Genomic DNA, 16,994 nt, shown 5'->3' with positions numbered 1-16,994 from the left:
GTTTCTTTTATTTATAATAGTCACAATAAAAGGAAAAATCGTAAAAAACCTCTCGCAGTTAGGTAAATAGTATGGTATAATCACGATTAAATATTTAGAAAATTTTATAATATAAGAGGGGGAAGAAGAGATGAGGAAGTTCTTGCAATTACTTGCTATTATCACTCTTATCGCAATGCTTGCGGCATGCGGGTCTGATTCAGATGATAACGCGGCAGAATCGAATGAAGATGCAACTAATTCTAGTGAAACAGAAGGGGATACTAGTTCTAATAGTGGAGAAACGTTTACTGTTGGCGCAACTCAGATCTTGGAGCATCCATCATTGGATAAAGCATATGAAGGTTTTCAAGCGGCATTGAATGATGCTGGTTTGAACGTTGAATTTGATTTTAAAAGTGCACAAAATGATCAAAATAACGTGAAAACCATTTCTGATACATTCGTAGCAGACGATGTGGATTTAATTTTTGCTAACTCCACTCCAAGTGCATTAGGGGCGCTACAAGCAACAAGTGATATTCCAATTGTTTTCACTTCTGTATCTGATGCAGTAGAAGCTGGATTAGTACCTTCTATGGACAAAGCGGGAGAAAACATTACTGGTAATGTAGATTTACATCCAAAGGCAATTAGTGAAACAGTTCAATTTATAGACAAATATTTCCCTAATTCTAAAGTAGGGATGGTTTATAATGCAGGGGAACAAAACTCAGTGAAACAGGTAGAGGAAGTAAAGAAAGCTGTTGAAGGTACAAGCCTAGAAATTGTAGAGCGTACAGTAGCGAATACTGCTGAAGTACAACAATCTACAACCACTTTAGTTGGAGAAGCTGATGTGATTTATATTATTACTGATAACACCGTTGTGTCTGCTCTTGATAGTGTTGTTGGTGTAGCGAATGATCAAGATATTCCTTTAATTGTTGGTGAGCCAGATTCATTAGCAAAAGGTGGCTTTGCAACATTTGGAATTGATTATTATACATTAGGATATCGTACTGGTGAGATGGCTGCTGAAATCCTAAGTGGAGAGAAAAAGGTAAGTGAGGTTACACCAGAATATCCACCAGAAATTCAATTATTCATAAATAAAGATGCAGCTGAAGAACAAGGAATTGAATGGAACTCTGATTGGGATGAATCTGCAGAAATAATTGGAACTGAAGAATAATTACTGACATATGAATACGTTAGAGCCAGTGCATGAACTGGCTCTATAGTGCTTTACATCCCTAGGATTGATTCGTCATGATTACTGCACGAAAGGAATGAAACTATGTTTATATCATTATTTGGAGCTGTAGAATCAGGAGTTATCTATGCAATAATGGCCTTAGGTGTTTATTTAACCTTTCGTGTCTTAGACTTCCCGGATTTAACGGTGGAAGGAAGTTTTGTAACTGGTGCATCAGTTGCAGCCTTTTCCATTATCAATGGGATACCTCCAATAGTTGCTACGTTACTCGCGGCTATTGCTGGGTTTTTAGCAGGTTGTGTAACAGGTGTCTTGCATACGAAGGGAAAAATCAATTCATTATTGGCTGGTATTTTAATGATGACAGCACTTTATTCTATTAATCTAAGAATTATGGATCAGCCAACTCTATCTTTATTAAGTGAAACTACTTTATTTCAACAATTAACATCCGTTTGGAATGCGATTGGACTGGATTCCGTATTTAATGGCCTACTTTCTGCGATGGGAATGGAAAGATTCCCTAAGACTTGGTCTATCGTTATCGTTATGATCCTCGTGACCATTGCTATCAAACTTTTAACGGACTATTTTTTAAAGACAGAAGTCGGTCTTGCCTTACGAGCGATTGGTGATAATAAGAAAATGATTCGTAGTCTTTCAGCAAATACGGATTCACTTATTATCGTTGGAGTAGGTATCTCTAATGCTCTTGTTGCACTTAGTGGCGGATTGATAGCTCAACTAGGTGGATTCTCCGATGTTAATATGGGGCTAGGACTTATTGTTATCGGTTTAGCCTCTATCATTATAGGGGAAGCGTTATTTGGTACGAAGACGATTGTCCGAGCAACATTAGCCGTTATTCTGGGTGCAGTCATTTATCGCATTATCGTCACACTAGCTTTACGTGTTGACTTCCTTGAAACTGGAGACATGAAGTTGATTACTGCGGTAATTGTTGTTATTGCTCTCGTTGCTCCGAAAATCCTTCAGTCTAGAAAAGAAAAAAGTAGACGCATCATAAAACGTCAGCAACTTAAGGCGGGGGGCGATGGCCATGCTTAAATTACAAGATATTTCTATTACGTTTAATGAAGGCACTCCGGACGAAAAGAAAGCATTGCAACATATCGATCTAGAACTGGAAAAAGGTGATTTTGTTACTGTTATTGGTAGTAATGGTGCTGGTAAATCAACACTGATGAATATCATTTCTGGAGTACTAATCCCTGATGTTGGCGACGTGTTTATTAATGGAAAACAGGTTGTAGATTTACCTGAATATAAGCGTTCTAAATATATTGGCCGTGTCTTTCAGGACCCAATGGCTGGAACTGCACCATCCATGACGATAGAAGAGAATTTAGCGATGGCATATTCTCGAATTAGAAAAAGAAAACTTAAATTAGGGGTAACAAAACAACGAAAAGAGATGTTTAAAGATTATTTGAAGACTTTAAACCTTGGTCTAGAAAATAGACTAACGGCGAAGGTTGGATTACTTTCGGGTGGGGAAAGACAGGCATTATCCTTACTAATGTCCACTTTTACCCAACCAGATATTTTGCTTTTAGATGAGCATACAGCTGCTCTAGATCCATCGCGTGCAGAGTTGATTACGAGTTTGACAGATAAGGTTGTCAAAGAATCAGGATTAACAACACTAATGATTACCCATAATATGCAACAAGCATTAGATTTAGGAAATCGATTAATTATGATGGATAAAGGACAGATTATTTTTGATGTTCGTGGGAAAGAAAAACAAAGCCTAACTATCGAAAATCTATTACACGAATTCCAACGCATTCGTGGCGAACAGTTTGGTAGTGACCGTGCTGTATTAAACTAATATTATATCGATGAGAAGCACAAGAACATTTATTTTCTTGTGCTTTTTGTCATATTTACCCACTTTTCATGTTGCTTTCTATTAAACTCTATGATATGTTTGATTCATCAATATATTGTGTGTGAATTAAAATTAAATACTATATATAGCGAATAGATTAATGGTGACTGTAGTCTTAATAGGGAATCTAGTGTAAATCTAGAACTGTCCCCGCAACTGTAAGTGTGTACGAAAGAGTAATCCACTGTATCAACTGGCTCAAGAAGGCTCTGGTATGGGAAGGACTCTAGTAGGTTTGATGCACAAGTCAGGATACCTGCCATTTCTCTTAAGTTTCATTTCCCCGGGGTGAGGGATGGTGAAACGATAGATTGGCACATACTTTCTGTCGTTTTTAACCGTTCAAGCTCTGGTGAACGGTTTTTTTGTGTCAAAAATACAAGGAGGGCTAGGATGATAGTAGAAATGGTTAAAGAAAATGGAGAATTAAAGAAAGTGATGAAAAGGGCAGCAAATGGTCTATCCCTAAACGTAAGTTCATTTATAGAAAAAGTGGATACAGGTCTTAATCATCAACAAGAATTTGAAAAGGGTTTGGATTTTCTAGTAAAAAAAGCGCTAGAAGAAATAGATGAGGCGAACCCAGATTGGTCCTATTTTGCTGCAAGACTTTATTTGCAAAAATTATATAAAAAAGCAGCTAAAAACAGAAATTATGATGATAAAGATAAAAAATACGGATCATTTCTTGAATTAATCAAGATTTTAACGGATAAAGGGATTTATTCCCCTCATTTCCTGGGAAAGTACACGGAAGCTGAAATTAATTATTTTGGGGATTTAATAGAGCCAGATAAAGATATGAATTTTACTTATTTAGGGATTTATACATTGGCTACTAGATACTTGGCTACGGACTTTGAGAAGAACACATACGAGTTACCACAGGAACGTTGGATGATCATTGCGATGCATGTCATGCAAAATGAAGATAAATCAAAACGGACAAAATTAGTGAAAGAGGCATATTGGGCACTGAGCAATTTGTACATGACAGTAGCTACGCCAACATTAGCAAATGCCGGAAAGACTCATGGTCAACTGTCTAGTTGTTTCATTGATACAGTCGATGATAGCCTTCAGTCCATTTATGATAGTAATACAGATATTGCTAGACTATCCAAAAATGGTGGCGGGATCGGAGTTTACATGGGGAAAATCCGTTCGAGAGGTAGTGATATAAAAGGCTTTAAAGGAATGTCCAGTGGAGTAGTCCCATGGATTAAACAGTTGAATAATACAGCTGTAAGTGTGGATCAGTTAGGAACGAGGAAAGGTGCAATTGCGGTATATTTAGATGTATGGCATCGGGATATTGAGGCGTTTTTAGATCTTAAATTAAATAATGGTGACGACCGAATGCGTGCCCATGATATTTTTACCGGAGTCAGTCTACCAGATTATTTTATGGAACAAGTGGACAAAAGAGAGGATTGGTATTTATTTGACCCGCATGAAGTTCGTCAGGTGATGGGTTTCTCATTAGAAGACTATTATGATGAGGAAAAAGGAAGTGGGAGCTTTCGGGAGAAATACGAACAATGTATAGATGCACCACTTGAGTCAAAAAGAAAAGTACCAGCAATCGATATCATGAAACGGATTATGAGGTCGCAACTAGAATCGGGAACGCCATTCATGTTTTACCGGGATGAAGTGAATCGAAAGAATAGTAATGCACATGCAGGAGTCATTTATTGCTCTAATTTATGTACGGAAATAACGCAAAATCAATCTCCGTCTGAGTTTTTAGAAGAGTATGTCGAGAAAGATGAGACAATCGTTAAGAAGTATAAACCTGGTGATTATGTCGTTTGTAATTTAAGCTCTATAAATCTAGGTAAAGCTGTTCCAGAAGGGGTATTAGAACGTCTTATCCCTATACAAGTTCGGATGTTGGATGGTGTTATTGATATGAATACATTACCAATTAAACAGGCTGAATTAACGAATAAAAAGTACCGCGCTATTGGTTTAGGGACATTTGGTTGGCATCATTTATTAGCGGTAATGGGTATCAAATGGGAATCAGAAGAAGCTGTTCAATATGCAGATAGCTTGTACGAGAGAATTGCATTTTTAACGATTAAGAGCAGTATGGAACTAAGTAAAGAAAAAGGACATTACCCTGCATTCCAAGGTAGTAAATGGAGTACAGGTGTTTACTTTGAGGAAAAAGGCTATCAAGATGATACATGGTTAAAACTCAAGGAAGAGGTAAAAGAAAATGGAATGCGCAATGCATATTTAATGGCTGTAGCACCAAATTCAACGACTGCGATGATTGCTGGATCGACCGCAAGTATTGATCCAATATTCAAGCCTTTTTATTACGAAGAAAAGAAGGACTTTAAAATTCCCGTTACTGCACCTGACATCGACCACCGTACGTACGATATTTACCGTCGTTCTGCTTACATCGTGGATCAACGCTGGTCGATTAAGCAAAATGCAGCTAGACAGAAACATATTGATCAAAGTATATCCTTTAACCTTTATGTACCAAATACCATTCGAGCTTCTATTTTGCTTGAACTTCATCTTCAAGCATGGCGAGAAGGTTTGAAAACGACGTATTATGTAAGATCTACTTCCAATGACGTAGAAGAATGTGAATGGTGTCAAAGTTGAAAGTAGTAATCGCGTATTTATCTTATAGCGGTAATACAAACGAAACAGCAGAGTTAATTGCGGAAATATTAATAAATGAGGATGTTGAGGTTGATCTGCATCGAATTGGCATTGATTTGCCAATCAATCCAGAGCAGTATGACTATGTATTCCTCGGTACATTTACATGGGAAAGAGGAAGTACACCAGATGAAGTAAAGGATTTCGTTTTAGAAATAGGCTATAAACCATGCAATATGATTGTTTTTGGCACAGGGGATACTCAATTTGGTGGGGATAATTTATTTTGTTTAGCAGCTAAAAAGTTAGCTAAATTTTACAATAGTCCATACCCTGTATTAACAATTGAACAGTCACCAAGGGGAAGTCAAGAGAAGAAGGTTAGAGAGTGGTTAGAAGGAGTGTTACATGATGCAAAATGTGTTACTAAATAGAGCTAAAACATTAGAACCGGTGAGTCCAAATAAATCTACTGGACTATTTGGAGGTAAGTCAAGTGGTATTTTAAATTGGAATGATATTGCCTATCCGCATTGGTATAAAATGTATAAACGATTACTAGGTAACTATTGGCAGGCGGACGAAATAAATATGTCCAATGATGTAAAGGAGTTTCCAAAATTATCACCTGCTGAACAAGAAGCATATTTGAAAATTATTGGTTTATTATCCACTTTGGATGGTCCTCAAACAAGGACAGCTTTACTCCTCAGTTTATATGCTACAGATCCTTCTGTTCAATCAATTATGGCAGTGATTGCACAACAAGAGGCGGTTCATAATGAAAGTTATTCTTATGTATTGTCATCGGTAGTATCATTAGCAGAACAAAAGCGATCTTTTGAACATGGAAGAAAAGATACGGTGTTATTAAAGCGAAATAATACGATTATGGAACAGTATAACGAGTTTGTAGAGAATCCAACCATTGAAAATATATTAAAAACGTTAGTATATACAACATTATTAGAAGGAATGTTTTTCTATTCTGGATTTGCCTTTTTCTATCATTTAGCACGTGATAATAAAATGGTAGGTACATCAACGATGATTAGTTATATTAATCGTGATGAACTGGAGCATGGTCGATTTATATCTGAATTATTCCGTGCCACATTAGCTGAAAACCCTGAGTATAACAACGAAACCTTTATAACTTGGGTATATGACCATTTCAAAGAATCAGTCGAATTAGAAACAGAGTGGTCTCATTATGTTCTTAAAGATGTGGACGGTTTTGATTTAGAAGAGATGGAAGGATATATCAAATATCGTGCTAATAAAATGCTACGGATGATGGGATTAAGTGAAATATATCCAGAGTTCACGGAGAATCCAATGAAATGGATCCGTGCATATGCAGATAATATTGATGGAACGAAAACAGATTTCTTTGAACAAAAGTCCAGACAGTATACGAAGACGAGCGATTTAAACGGATTTGATGATTTGTAAGGAAATTGTAAAACCTCCTCCTCATTAACCACTTTCACTAATCATAGTATAGGAAGGTAAGAGAAACTCTGTGCTATACTGAAAGTAATGAAAAGGGGGAGGTTCCATTGTCAGAGAAAGAAGAGGTTCTAAAACTAATTAAAGATCTACCAGAAAATGTTTCCTTAGAAGAAATTATGCGCGAGTTATATATTTACATAAAGTTTCAGCAAGGTGTAAGAGAATTAAATGAAAAAAGGTCTGATAAGAAAACGATTGATATGGAACCTGAAAAATGGTTTCATTAGGAAAAATGTATTAGATGGTAATTAAAGGTGCAAATCTATAAGAGATTAGCACCTTTAATTTGCATATAGAAAAGTAATTAACTTAACCAGTGAGTTCTAAGGATTAATCTCTCATTGCTCCTGCTTCCCGAGAAGTCATTGCACCCTGTCCCTCGCTCAAATCTTGTTGAATTTGCTGTTTTACCTTTTTAGCATCGGTCCCAGCAAATCCAGGTTTCATACTAGACTTCAAATTCTTATTAGCTTGTCGACTTTGCCTCATATAAATCCTCCTTCAATAATCTTATTATTAACGAAAAATCTCTAAGTATAACCCAAGCATTGGGGCGATTTCACCTTAAAGGAAGATAAAGCTGAAAAAGGAAAGTAGTAACATCATCATTCAAAATATAGTTAAAAAGAGGCTGTGGTTAAAATACTTTTGTCCCAGCCTCTTTACCATTCGTTAATTAAGAAAATCAATAAGTCCACTCGTTATCGCTTCAGCAGCTTGTTTCTCGTAATCTACCGTTTGAATAATATTTAAATCATATGGGTTAGTTATAAAGCCGAGTTCAATTAAAATAGCTGGTGCACTTGTGTTGCGTAGCACGTGATAGCCCTCTCTATGAATGCCACGGTTATGTAATGATACTTTAGAAGAAAGGGATGCTTGTACATTTTTAGCCAATTGCTGCCCCGATTCGGAAAAGTAAAATGTGCTAATCCCTTGCGCAGAAAGAATTGGGTAAGCATTAAAATGTAAACTTATAAAGGCATCCGTTTGATGGGAGTTACTAATTGCTGCTCTTTGTTCTAAAGAAACATAATAATCGCCTTCACGAGTAATGGTTACTTTTGCACCCGCATTTCTAAGTCTGTCTGCAACCCTATTTGTAATTGGCGATGTTAGGCTCTTTTCATAAATTCCCCCAAGTCCAATTGACCCTGGATCACGACCACCATGTCCTGGATCAAGTACAATATGACGGCCAGATAAGGATCCACTTTGATTTGTAGGGGACAGAGTTTTTGATTCTGTTTTAGTTTCCTCGTTATTCCTACTCTTGGTTCCTATGCTTTTATTCGTTAACCAAGAGGCAACCCAAGCCGTTTTGCCTTCAGTTAAAGAAATCTTATGCCAATCTCCTTCAGTATGTATTAGTTCATACGATTTATGTGATGAAGCGGTACCGATAACACGGTATTCTTCACCTGGACCAGAGCGAATATTTACTCCATCTGCTGTAAGAGTAATCATTTCAGCAGATAAAACTGCCGTTTGTTTTACTTCGCTTACTTGGGTTTCATCTAATGCAATCAGATGGTGTTTGGCAATCCAAGCTTCTTTTCCTTGGTAATAGGTTTGAACCCATCCGTATTGTTCCTTGAATACGTTCACTTGATTTCCTTTTGTGAGCATTCCTAAAATATCTGCTTGAAGTGAAGGTTCACTTCTGACGTTTAGGACACCAGTACTCACCTCATAAGTTTTTCCACTCTCGGCATATCCTGTTATCGGGATAAGTAGTAATAATAAAATGAATCCGATTGTGATGATTGGTCGTAAAGGCCTCATCATAACCTCCTTAATGTCTGTTGGAAATATTTACTATTAATCTTATTATGGAACGGAGGATAAGACAAGTAAAAAAAAGGATGAATTTAATCATCCTTTTTTTTACATAATTATTTAAATCTTTAGCAAAGAGGACGCAGCTTTTATAGCCCCTTCATCATGAACCATCTGCCCAGGTTTACTCGCTCTTCCAATGACATATCCTTCAAATGACATACTATAGAATTGGCATATATAATTAAATTGTTCAATAAGTGGAAGTCCCTTTATAGTAGGCTTATCACCGCCTACAGCAATTAAGTATACTTTCTTATTCTTCAATTCCTCTCTAAAATGAGGGATTTCTGGATCGCGTAAAATTTGTGACCATCGATCGATAAATATCTTCATCGGCCCCGACATACTATACCAATAAATGGGGGTTGAGAAGACAATAATATCATGTTCTAACATTTTTTGAATAAGCCCTTTATGCTCATCCTTTACAGGTTTAAATCCATCTTTTTCGTGACGTTCATCTACAATTGGTTGAATAAAATGATTTCGTAAATAGATATGAGTTCCTTTATCCTTGGGAACAGCTTTATATGTCAAATATTCCGTATTTCCATTCTCTCGCGTTGATCCATGAATAACGACTACCTTCATTTAGTATCCTCCCCGCGTAGATTGTGATGCTTAGGTAATAACAGAGAAAGGCTAGGTTCCTATATTCTCTGTAGAATAATTCCTAAATATAAATAAACGTTATTAGAGTATATGAATGGGAATGAAAAACATGTAAAAATATTCAGCCCCTACAGTCTGCCAGATTATAAAACTTTATCCAGTCCCACTGGTTGAAGCTTCACTTTATGCACTATCTACTGCCGTTTGATTTTGTGTTTCTAATTTTTGTTTACGGGTTAAAAAGTAAAAGACACTAACCAAAACAATCAGTCCACCTATCATTTGCATACTCGTTAAGCGTTCTCCTAATAACAGGAACGCTAAGGCACTTGCCCCAACCGGTTCTCCTAAAATACTCATGGATATTGTAGTTGTATTGACGTAGTTCAACAACCAGTTATTAATAACGTGAGAAATAGTTGGTACAATAGCAAGGAGTAGGAATATTCCCCATTCTTTAGATTCATAACCTCCTAGATTTACTCCTGTTCCAACATTGTAAAAGGTAAGGAAGGTTCCAGCAAAGGTGAAGACTAAAAAACTATAAATCCAGTGTGATATTTTTTTGACAACACTTTGGCCTATTAATAAATAACCGACAACAGCGACTACACTCAAGAAAGATAAAATATCACCGATGATAGCATTTGAACTTAAAGCTAAGTCTCCCCAGCCAATCATAACAACACCAATCACTGCAATACCCATCGTTAATAAGGATTGCTTATTTGTTCGCTCTTTATAAAGAATAAAACCACCAATAACCGCAACAACTGGTTGCAGTGCAAGAATAATAGTCGAACTTGCTACTGTAGTTAATTTTAACGAACCAAACCATAGGGCAAAGTGAAGACCTAAAAAGGCTCCAGAGATAAGGAGTAGGTTCCAGTCCTTTTTCGTTATTTTTTTAAATTCATTTCTCTTTTTCCAAACGATTGGTAATAAAAATAATGCAGCAATCCACATCCGATACATACTTGAAATGGTAGCAGGGGATTCAGACCATTTTACGAAGATCGCAGAAAAGGAAATGGCGATAATAGAAATGGTTAAAGGTAATACAATCGATTTTGGACTATTTTCCTGAGCCAAAAAAATCCCTCCGATTTCTATATATATTCAATATTCCTAAATTATAGCGGAGGGTAGTGGGGAATACAATAGGCTCACATGATACTTAAGCTCTAATCCATTTCCAAATTTCTTTCGGTGAAGCATTTTTTCCGTATAGTAAAATACCGACCTTAAAGATTTTCCCTGCAAGTTTCATAAATAAGCCGATACATACTAATAAAATCGCTATAGCTATGATGACTTCCAACCAAGGCCAGTTCTCAAGTAGTGTAAGTCTTAAAAGTAATACTCCTGGCGATGTGAACGGAATATAAGTACCAACCTGTGCCCATAATCCACTAGGATCGCTAAAAACAGGCCCTATGAAAATAAAAGTAGCAAAAGGTAACATCATGACGAATCCTTGGAAGTTTCCCGCAGTTGAAATATCTGCCATTGTTGCACCAACCCCAACAAATATTGCTGCAAAAAGTAGATAACCTAAGATAGCGATAAAGAGGTATAACACAAGTTCAGGCACAAATAGGTATTCCATAAATGGGAAATCAATTTTCCAAATTGCTGCTGGAAGTAAAATAGCTATCGACACGGCGGTCTGAATTAGTCCTAAAACAAAGTAGCCGATAATCTTTCCATTCATTAATTCCCCGGGAGTTAAGGAAGATAATATAATTTCGGCAATTTTATCCTTTTTCTCCTGGGAAGCACTTTGGAATATTGCCATTCCAGTGAAAACAATAGATAGCATAACAAAGCCGGCAAAAATGCCTGGGATCAACTTCTCGAATGGTGGGCTACTTGCCTCTAAATCAGTATCTGTACTAGAATCACTAGCACTAGATACGACCTCTTCAAATGAAATATTGCTTGAAATTATCGCTAATTGCTCATCCGTTAAGCCTAAATTTCCCAATTGATTTGATTTTAAAGGAGTTTCGAAGACTTGGATTTGATCCATGAAATATGGATTTATTTCTTCACTCGTATAAACGGGTACCATTCCTTGTTCCACGGCTCTCTGATCCATAAAAATGTAGGCCGTATTTTCCTTGTCTTTAAGAACATCCTCAACCTCGCTTTCGGATATATCTGTTTTCTCTAATTTCATATTAAAAGCTGTTTCGCTTACGGTTTCTTCTAAGCTACTAAAAATATTCAGTTGATCATTTACTAGTACTGTAACTTCCTCGGTAGCTAAATCTTCTGAGTCATCGCCGAATAAGCTACCTATAAACATAAAGGCGACAATGAGAACAGGGGTTAGAAATAATCCAATAAGGAAGGTTTTATTTTTCATATTTCGTTTAATTTCCCATTTAGCAACTTTCAACGAGTTACGCATGGACATCACTTCCTTCCTTCATTAGGTTTTTATCCGTTGCAATATCAATAAAAATTTCATGAAGGGAAATCCGATTGATGTTTAATTCATGGATATTTATTTCGTTTGGTAACTGTTTTAGCCAGTTCCCGGGCCCGACATCCTTTTCAAGGTATAAAATAGATGACTCACCAGTTTGCTCTACTCTAACTACTTGAGGGATGCGCTCTAATTCATGTCGGTTGTTTTGTCCTTTAATAGTACATTTGAAGTTCGCATACTCTGTTTTTACATCATTTAATGTACCGTATATCACTTTCTGACCATGCTGAATCATAAAAAGACGGTCACACATTTCTTCCACTAAATTCATTTGATGCGAGGATAAAAGGATAGCAGTCCCATTATCTGCTAAACTTCTAATCTCTTCTTTAAATAATTCCTGACTAACCGGATCAAGTCCAGAGAACGGTTCATCCAATATGAGAAGCTCAGGTTCGTGAATGATAGAAGATATAAATTGAACTTTCTGCCCCATACCTTTCGATAATTCCTCAACAGATACTTTTTCCTTTCCTTCTAAATCAAATTTTTTCAAATACATGAGTGCTCGTTCTTTTGCTTTATGTAGTGGGTAGTCTTTTAGATCGGCTAAGTAAAGTAAAATATCCATGACATTGACGTTTTTATAAAGTCCACGTTCCTCTGGTAAATATCCAATTTTGTTCCTTGGAATCCCTTTTCCATTATGTTGGTGAAATGTAACGGATCCTTTATCAGGATACATAATACCCATAATGTTTCGTATCGTTGTAGATTTCCCAGCTCCATTTGGACCAAGGATTGCCATAATTTCGCCTTTACGAACTTCGAATGAAATGCCTTTTAAAACCTTTTTGTCCTTAAATGACTTCTCTAGGCCTTCAACCGTTAACATAACCTCCATGTCATTACATCATCCTCTCTATTTACGTTCGCTGCTAAGTAGTACGGACGGTAGTATGGATAGGTTTCAAAAAATATAGAAATTTGTGTTCACATTTTATTCAAATATTTGTGTCTTAATTGTGAAATGGTGAACAAACGTATTTTCAAAAGTATTAAACATGTGTATGATGAAAATGTAAGAAGGAAGCACACAATATATTGTGAAACATTGAACATTAAAATAAAGGAGTGGATCATTATGGTAATGGATTTCATTCGTAATAATAAAATTGTAGCTGCTATTTTAACTGTATTAAGAGTTTATATCGGTTATGCCTGGTTAACAGCAGGGATAGGTAAACTAACAAGTGGTGGATTTGATGCAGGTGGATTTATCCAAGGTGCGATTGCAAGTGCAGGTGGAGATCACCCGGCAGTTCAAGGCTGGTGGGCAGCGTTCTTAGAAGCAGTAGCACTACCAAATGCAGAATTATTTAGCTTTGTAGTTATGTGGGGCGAAGTATTAGTAGGTGCAGCACTTATCTTAGGTATTTTCACTAACTTCGCAGCGCTAATGGGTATTACGATGAACTTCGCATTTCTATTCAGTGGAACAGTAAGCACAAACGCACAAATGGTATTAATCACTGTATTCTTAATTGTAGCAGGATTTAACGCAGGACGTTATGGTTTAGATAGGTGGGTTATTCCATTTATAAAAAAACATACACAAGTTGGAAGAGATAAAATGAAGAAAGAATTTGTAGCAGCATAGTAACCAATTATGTGAAGCAATACACAATTTTTAATGAGGAGTGATTTATAATGATGGAATTTATTCGTGAAAATAGAGTAGTAGCAGCGGTTTTAGCAGTATTAAGAGTTTATATCGGTTATGCTTGGTTAACAGCAGGGATAGGTAAACTAACAAGTGGTGGATTTGACGCTGGTGGATTTATCCAAGGTGCGATTGCGAGTGCGGGTGGAGATCACCCAGCAGTTCAGGGTTGGTGGGCAGCGTTCTTAGAAGCAGTAGCACTACCAAATGCAGGATTATTTAGCTTTCTAGTTATGTGGGGCGAAGTATTAGTGGGTGCAGCACTTATCTTAGGTATTTTCACTAACTTCGCAGCGCTAATGGGTATTACGATGAACTTCTCTTTTCTATTCAGTGGAACAGTAAGCACAAACGCACAAATGGTATTAATCACTGTATTCTTAATTGTAGCAGGATTTAACGCAGGACGTTATGGTTTAGATAGATGGGTGATTCCATTCGTCAAAGAGCATACTCCAATCGGAAAAGATAAAGTGAAAAAAGAAGAAGTTGCGGTTGCATAAGAAGAACTGGATTTTCAAAGCGCTTGGATAGGAATTCTATTCAAGCGTTATTTTATTATTTGGTATTAAACAAACGTAAGTATGTACATATTCAACATGAGCGGACACTCATCGAGCTAATGAGCGCCCGTATACAAGCAATTTCATCTGAAACGGACACTCATCAATCTAAAGGTGCCCATTACCAGGCATTTTTATCTTGGATAGTTAGTCATTAGACCAATGAATGTATAATCTTGGTAGTTTAATTGCTGTTCTTGAGTAACAGGTGTCTATTCTAAATTAGTGATAAAATTACATGTTTCTAAAAAACATTGATTTACATATAGTATTCATTTATTTAATCAGGTCCGCCGCTGTTATATGAAAATATAGAATAGTTAATCAACCCTTATTCTGTTTTAAAAGAAATGTTTCATGGCAAATATGGTATTAAAACAGATGGAGGATTTTAGTATGAAACGTTTCGTATGCTTGTTGATTCTTATATCAACTGTACTAATTGCTTGCAATCAGACAACACAAGAAAAAGGAGAAAACCTGGATTCACAAGAGCCAAACCACGAAAAAGTAAATTCAATGATTAATAAAAATGTCATTGTCGATTTGAAAAATAGTGATGGAGAAATAGTTGCTAATGCATCGCTTGTAGAATCAAAATCTGGTGGTGTAACTATTTCGATTAAAGGGGAAAATTTACCCTCTGGTGGACATGGTTTTCATATTCATGAAAATGGTTCATGTACTGCTCCTACATTTGAATCAGCGGGGGCACATTTTAATCCAACAGGCAAAAAACATGGATTTGATAATTCAGAGGGCCCACATGCAGGTGATTTAAATAATATTAATGTAGGGGCAAACGGCAACCTTTCTACCGAAGTGACAGCTGATATGGTTACGTTAGAAAAGGGGAAAGAAACCTCTTTACTTAAAGAAGGTGGTACATCTTTGGTGATTCATTCTGATCCAGATGATTATGTTTCCCAGCCGGCAGGAAATGCAGGAGATAGAATTGCATGTGGAGTAATTAAATAACTGGGTAAAAGTAAAACAGCGCTACTTAAAAAGGCGCTGTTTTTTATTTGGGTGATTATTCATAATGATTAGACTATATTGTTCATGCTAAATCGTGTATAATGATGGTTAGTGTCTAATATATATACGGAAACAGAATATATTTAAAGACAGTTTATTTTCTTTAATGGCAAAGGATTTAATTTTGTAAACCCGTATTAATAAGGGTTGTGTCCGGCTCCAGCACTAAAGCTGTAGCGAAACTTACTTCACCTTCGTACTCGTTAAACGGGCGCTTGCGCTTTTGAACAAGAAAATGAACTTTCCACGTCTTTAAAGAGGGAGGCATGTATGGAACCTTTATCGAGAGAATCGGAATTAAAAAAGGAAGAGAAAATTTGGACACGTGACTTTGTATTAGTCTGCATGGCCAATTTTTTTGTTTTTTTAGGCTTCCAAATGACATTACCTACCATTCCGTTATTTGTGAAGGAACTTGGTGGTGGTGACCAGTTAGTAGGTATCATTGTTGGGATCTTCACATTTTCGGCATTATTAATCCGACCATATGCTGGACATATTCTAGAATCGAAAGGTAGAGGTTTTGTATATTTACTAGGATTAGCCATTTTTGTGTTTTCCGTTGGTGGATTTGCTTTTGCCCTAAGTATAATCGTATTAATTATTCTTCGTGTTATCCAGGGTGTTGGTTGGGGGTTCTCTACCACTGCAGGTGGAACGGTGGCAACAGATCTTATTCCACCAAATAGACGTGGGGAAGGTTTAGGCTACTTTGGATTGTCAGGAAATATAGCTTTAGCATTTGGACCATCCTTAGGTTTAACCCTTGTTGGAGTAATATCCTTTACACAGCTATTTTTATTATGTGGTACATTTGGGTTCATTGCTTTATTATTAGCATCTAAAATTCACTATAAAAAAGTTGAAAAGTCCGAGCATAAAACGACAACGATAAAATTTGATATCTTTGAAAAGACGGCCATCCAACCTTCTATTCTCCTATTTTTCATTACCTTTTCATTTGGTGGTATTGCTACATTTTTACCTTTACATTCTATTGAAAATGGAGTGAAAGGAATTGAACTTTATTTTCTCTTCTTCGCTATATTTCTCATGATTTCCCGTACGTTTGCAGGGAAACTCTATGATAAAAAAGGTCATCTTTATGTGTTTTTACCTGGAACATTCCTTATCTTTTTAGCAATGCTATTATTAGCTTGGCTTCCAAACACCATGATACTTTTATTTGCTGCTTCCCTATACGGATTAGGGTTTGGTGGAGTTCAACCGGCACTCCAAGCTTGGGCAGTTGAAAAGGCGAATGCTAGGAGAAAGGGAATGGCGAACGCCACATTTTTCTCTTTCTTTGATCTAGGGGTTGGTTGTGGTGCCATTATTTTCGGTGCCATAGCTGTATTTGGATACGGAATGATTTATGTAGCATCTGCCTTTTCAGTCGTCCTATCTATGATTTTATATATTTATCTTTATAGGAAAGCAATAAAATAATATAAAAATATAATGAAAGGTTGATAGCTTATTAGTTATCAACTTTTTCTACTTAACAAAGGTATAATTCT

At 36.5% G+C, this 16,994-nt stretch carries 17 protein-coding genes and 1 riboswitch; of the genes, 11 read left to right on the top strand and 6 right to left on the bottom strand.

Going from position 1 to position 16,994, the window contains the following annotated elements:
- Positions 1–130 precede the first annotated feature (130 nt).
- The 7 genes from A9178_RS07630 to A9178_RS07600 all read left to right on the top strand — a co-directional run bounded on the left by A9178_RS07630 (position 131) and on the right by A9178_RS07600 (position 7,486).
- Positions 131–1,174: an ABC transporter substrate-binding protein gene (locus A9178_RS07630; protein WP_068673991.1), complete on the top strand. Its 1,044-nt coding sequence runs from the start codon at positions 131–133 to the stop codon at positions 1,172–1,174.
- A gap of 105 nt (positions 1,175–1,279) precedes the next feature.
- Positions 1,280–2,266 carry an ABC transporter permease gene (locus tag A9178_RS07625; RefSeq protein WP_068673990.1) on the top strand — a complete coding sequence of 329 codons (987 nt, stop codon included), beginning with the start codon at positions 1,280–1,282 and terminating at the stop codon, positions 2,264–2,266.
- The gene (locus A9178_RS07620; RefSeq protein ID WP_068673988.1) at positions 2,259–3,053 is read left to right on the top strand and encodes an ABC transporter ATP-binding protein; all 795 of its coding nucleotides are present in this window, start codon (positions 2,259–2,261) and stop codon (positions 3,051–3,053) included. The genes A9178_RS07625 and A9178_RS07620 overlap by 8 nt, the downstream gene beginning before the upstream one ends.
- A gap of 144 nt (positions 3,054–3,197) precedes the next feature.
- Positions 3,198–3,391, top strand: a riboswitch (cobalamin riboswitch).
- Positions 3,392–3,506: 115 nt separating this feature from the next.
- Positions 3,507–5,744, top strand: a complete 2,238-nt coding sequence (locus tag A9178_RS07615; RefSeq protein ID WP_068673986.1) for a ribonucleoside-diphosphate reductase subunit alpha — start codon at positions 3,507–3,509, stop codon at positions 5,742–5,744.
- Positions 5,729–6,178, top strand: coding sequence for a flavodoxin (locus A9178_RS07610; RefSeq protein ID WP_068673984.1), 450 nt, complete (start codon positions 5,729–5,731; stop codon positions 6,176–6,178). The genes A9178_RS07615 and A9178_RS07610 overlap by 16 nt, the downstream gene beginning before the upstream one ends.
- Positions 6,156–7,199, top strand: a complete 1,044-nt coding sequence (locus A9178_RS07605) for a ribonucleotide-diphosphate reductase subunit beta (RefSeq protein ID WP_068673982.1) — start codon at positions 6,156–6,158, stop codon at positions 7,197–7,199. Before A9178_RS07610 ends, A9178_RS07605 begins: the two co-directional genes overlap by 23 nt.
- A 107-nt stretch (positions 7,200–7,306) precedes the next feature.
- Positions 7,307–7,486 carry a hypothetical protein gene (locus tag A9178_RS07600; protein WP_068673980.1) on the top strand — a complete coding sequence of 60 codons (180 nt, stop codon included), beginning with the start codon at positions 7,307–7,309 and terminating at the stop codon, positions 7,484–7,486.
- 103 nt (positions 7,487–7,589) lie between these two features.
- Here A9178_RS07600 and A9178_RS19130 read toward each other — a convergent pair whose 3' ends face one another.
- The 6 genes from A9178_RS19130 to A9178_RS07575 form a co-directional block, all read right to left on the bottom strand.
- Positions 7,590–7,748 (bottom strand): hypothetical protein, encoded by a 159-nt coding sequence (locus A9178_RS19130; RefSeq protein ID WP_197482162.1) that lies wholly within the window; start codon positions 7,746–7,748, stop codon positions 7,590–7,592.
- A 183-nt stretch (positions 7,749–7,931) separates the two neighbouring features.
- Positions 7,932–9,044, bottom strand: coding sequence for an N-acetylmuramoyl-L-alanine amidase family protein (locus tag A9178_RS07595; protein ID WP_068673978.1), 1,113 nt, complete (start codon positions 9,042–9,044; stop codon positions 7,932–7,934).
- A 114-nt stretch (positions 9,045–9,158) separates the two neighbouring features.
- Positions 9,159–9,692, bottom strand: a complete 534-nt coding sequence (locus A9178_RS07590; RefSeq protein ID WP_068673976.1) for a flavodoxin family protein — start codon at positions 9,690–9,692, stop codon at positions 9,159–9,161.
- Positions 9,693–9,896: 204 nt separating this feature from the next.
- Positions 9,897–10,805: a DMT family transporter gene (locus A9178_RS07585; RefSeq protein WP_068673975.1), complete on the bottom strand. Its 909-nt coding sequence runs from the start codon at positions 10,803–10,805 to the stop codon at positions 9,897–9,899.
- An 85-nt stretch (positions 10,806–10,890) separates the two neighbouring features.
- Complete coding sequence (locus tag A9178_RS07580) at positions 10,891–12,135, bottom strand: ABC transporter permease (protein ID WP_369801961.1); 1,245 nt, start codon at positions 12,133–12,135, stop codon at positions 10,891–10,893.
- Positions 12,122–13,054 carry an ABC transporter ATP-binding protein gene (locus A9178_RS07575; protein ID WP_068673970.1) on the bottom strand — a complete coding sequence of 311 codons (933 nt, stop codon included), beginning with the start codon at positions 13,052–13,054 and terminating at the stop codon, positions 12,122–12,124. The genes A9178_RS07580 and A9178_RS07575 overlap by 14 nt, the downstream gene beginning before the upstream one ends.
- A gap of 240 nt (positions 13,055–13,294) precedes the next feature.
- Here A9178_RS07575 and A9178_RS07570 point away from each other — a divergent pair, with 240 nt between their 5' ends.
- The 4 genes from A9178_RS07570 (at position 13,295) to A9178_RS07555 (ending at position 16,923) form a co-directional block, all read left to right on the top strand.
- Complete coding sequence (locus A9178_RS07570; protein WP_068673968.1) at positions 13,295–13,810, top strand: DoxX family protein; 516 nt, start codon at positions 13,295–13,297, stop codon at positions 13,808–13,810.
- A 50-nt stretch (positions 13,811–13,860) separates the two neighbouring features.
- A complete protein-coding gene (locus tag A9178_RS07565; RefSeq protein WP_068673967.1) occupies positions 13,861–14,376 on the top strand; it encodes a DoxX family protein in 516 nt (171 codons plus the stop codon).
- A gap of 456 nt (positions 14,377–14,832) precedes the next feature.
- On the top strand, positions 14,833–15,414 hold the full coding sequence (locus A9178_RS07560; RefSeq protein ID WP_068673965.1) for a superoxide dismutase family protein: 582 nt from the start codon (positions 14,833–14,835) through the stop codon (positions 15,412–15,414).
- Positions 15,415–15,744: 330 nt separating this feature from the next.
- Entirely contained in the window at positions 15,745–16,923 is a 1,179-nt protein-coding gene (locus A9178_RS07555) for an MFS transporter (protein WP_068673963.1), read from the top strand.
- The last annotated feature ends 71 nt before the right edge of the window (positions 16,924–16,994 follow it).

Origin of the sequence: Oceanobacillus sp. Castelsardo, from assembly GCF_001659985.1 — a bacterium.
GTDB lineage: Bacteria > Bacillota > Bacilli > Bacillales > Amphibacillaceae > Oceanobacillus.
Note: the sequence above shows the minus strand (reverse complement) of the source record. Positions and strands in the feature narration are given on the sequence as shown.

What these genes read in the sequence shown, in the direction of transcription:
- A9178_RS07570 (WP_068673968.1), top strand. Translation starts at nt 13,295, where the DNA reads ATGGTAATGGATTTCATTCGTAATAATAAAATTGTAGCTGCTATTTTA.
- A9178_RS07620 (WP_068673988.1), top strand. Translation starts at nt 2,259, where the DNA reads ATGCTTAAATTACAAGATATTTCTATTACGTTTAATGAAGGCACTCCG.
- A9178_RS07580 (WP_369801961.1), bottom strand. Translation starts at nt 12,135, where the DNA reads ATGTCCATGCGTAACTCGTTGAAAGTTGCTAAATGGGAAATTAAACGA.
- A9178_RS07610 (WP_068673984.1), top strand. Translation starts at nt 5,729, where the DNA reads ATGGTGTCAAAGTTGAAAGTAGTAATCGCGTATTTATCTTATAGCGGT.
- A9178_RS07630 (WP_068673991.1), top strand. Translation starts at nt 131, where the DNA reads ATGAGGAAGTTCTTGCAATTACTTGCTATTATCACTCTTATCGCAATG.
- A9178_RS07560 (WP_068673965.1), top strand. Translation starts at nt 14,833, where the DNA reads ATGAAACGTTTCGTATGCTTGTTGATTCTTATATCAACTGTACTAATT.
- A9178_RS07605 (WP_068673982.1), top strand. Translation starts at nt 6,156, where the DNA reads ATGCAAAATGTGTTACTAAATAGAGCTAAAACATTAGAACCGGTGAGT.
- A9178_RS07590 (WP_068673976.1), bottom strand. Translation starts at nt 9,692, where the DNA reads ATGAAGGTAGTCGTTATTCATGGATCAACGCGAGAGAATGGAAATACG.
- A9178_RS07575 (WP_068673970.1), bottom strand. Translation starts at nt 13,054, where the DNA reads ATGGAGGTTATGTTAACGGTTGAAGGCCTAGAGAAGTCATTTAAGGAC.
- A9178_RS07625 (WP_068673990.1), top strand. Translation starts at nt 1,280, where the DNA reads ATGTTTATATCATTATTTGGAGCTGTAGAATCAGGAGTTATCTATGCA.
- A9178_RS07595 (WP_068673978.1), bottom strand. Translation starts at nt 9,044, where the DNA reads ATGAGGCCTTTACGACCAATCATCACAATCGGATTCATTTTATTATTA.
- A9178_RS07615 (WP_068673986.1), top strand. Translation starts at nt 3,507, where the DNA reads ATGATAGTAGAAATGGTTAAAGAAAATGGAGAATTAAAGAAAGTGATG.
- A9178_RS07555 (WP_068673963.1), top strand. Translation starts at nt 15,745, where the DNA reads ATGGAACCTTTATCGAGAGAATCGGAATTAAAAAAGGAAGAGAAAATT.
- A9178_RS07565 (WP_068673967.1), top strand. Translation starts at nt 13,861, where the DNA reads ATGATGGAATTTATTCGTGAAAATAGAGTAGTAGCAGCGGTTTTAGCA.
- A9178_RS19130 (WP_197482162.1), bottom strand. Translation starts at nt 7,748, where the DNA reads ATGAGGCAAAGTCGACAAGCTAATAAGAATTTGAAGTCTAGTATGAAA.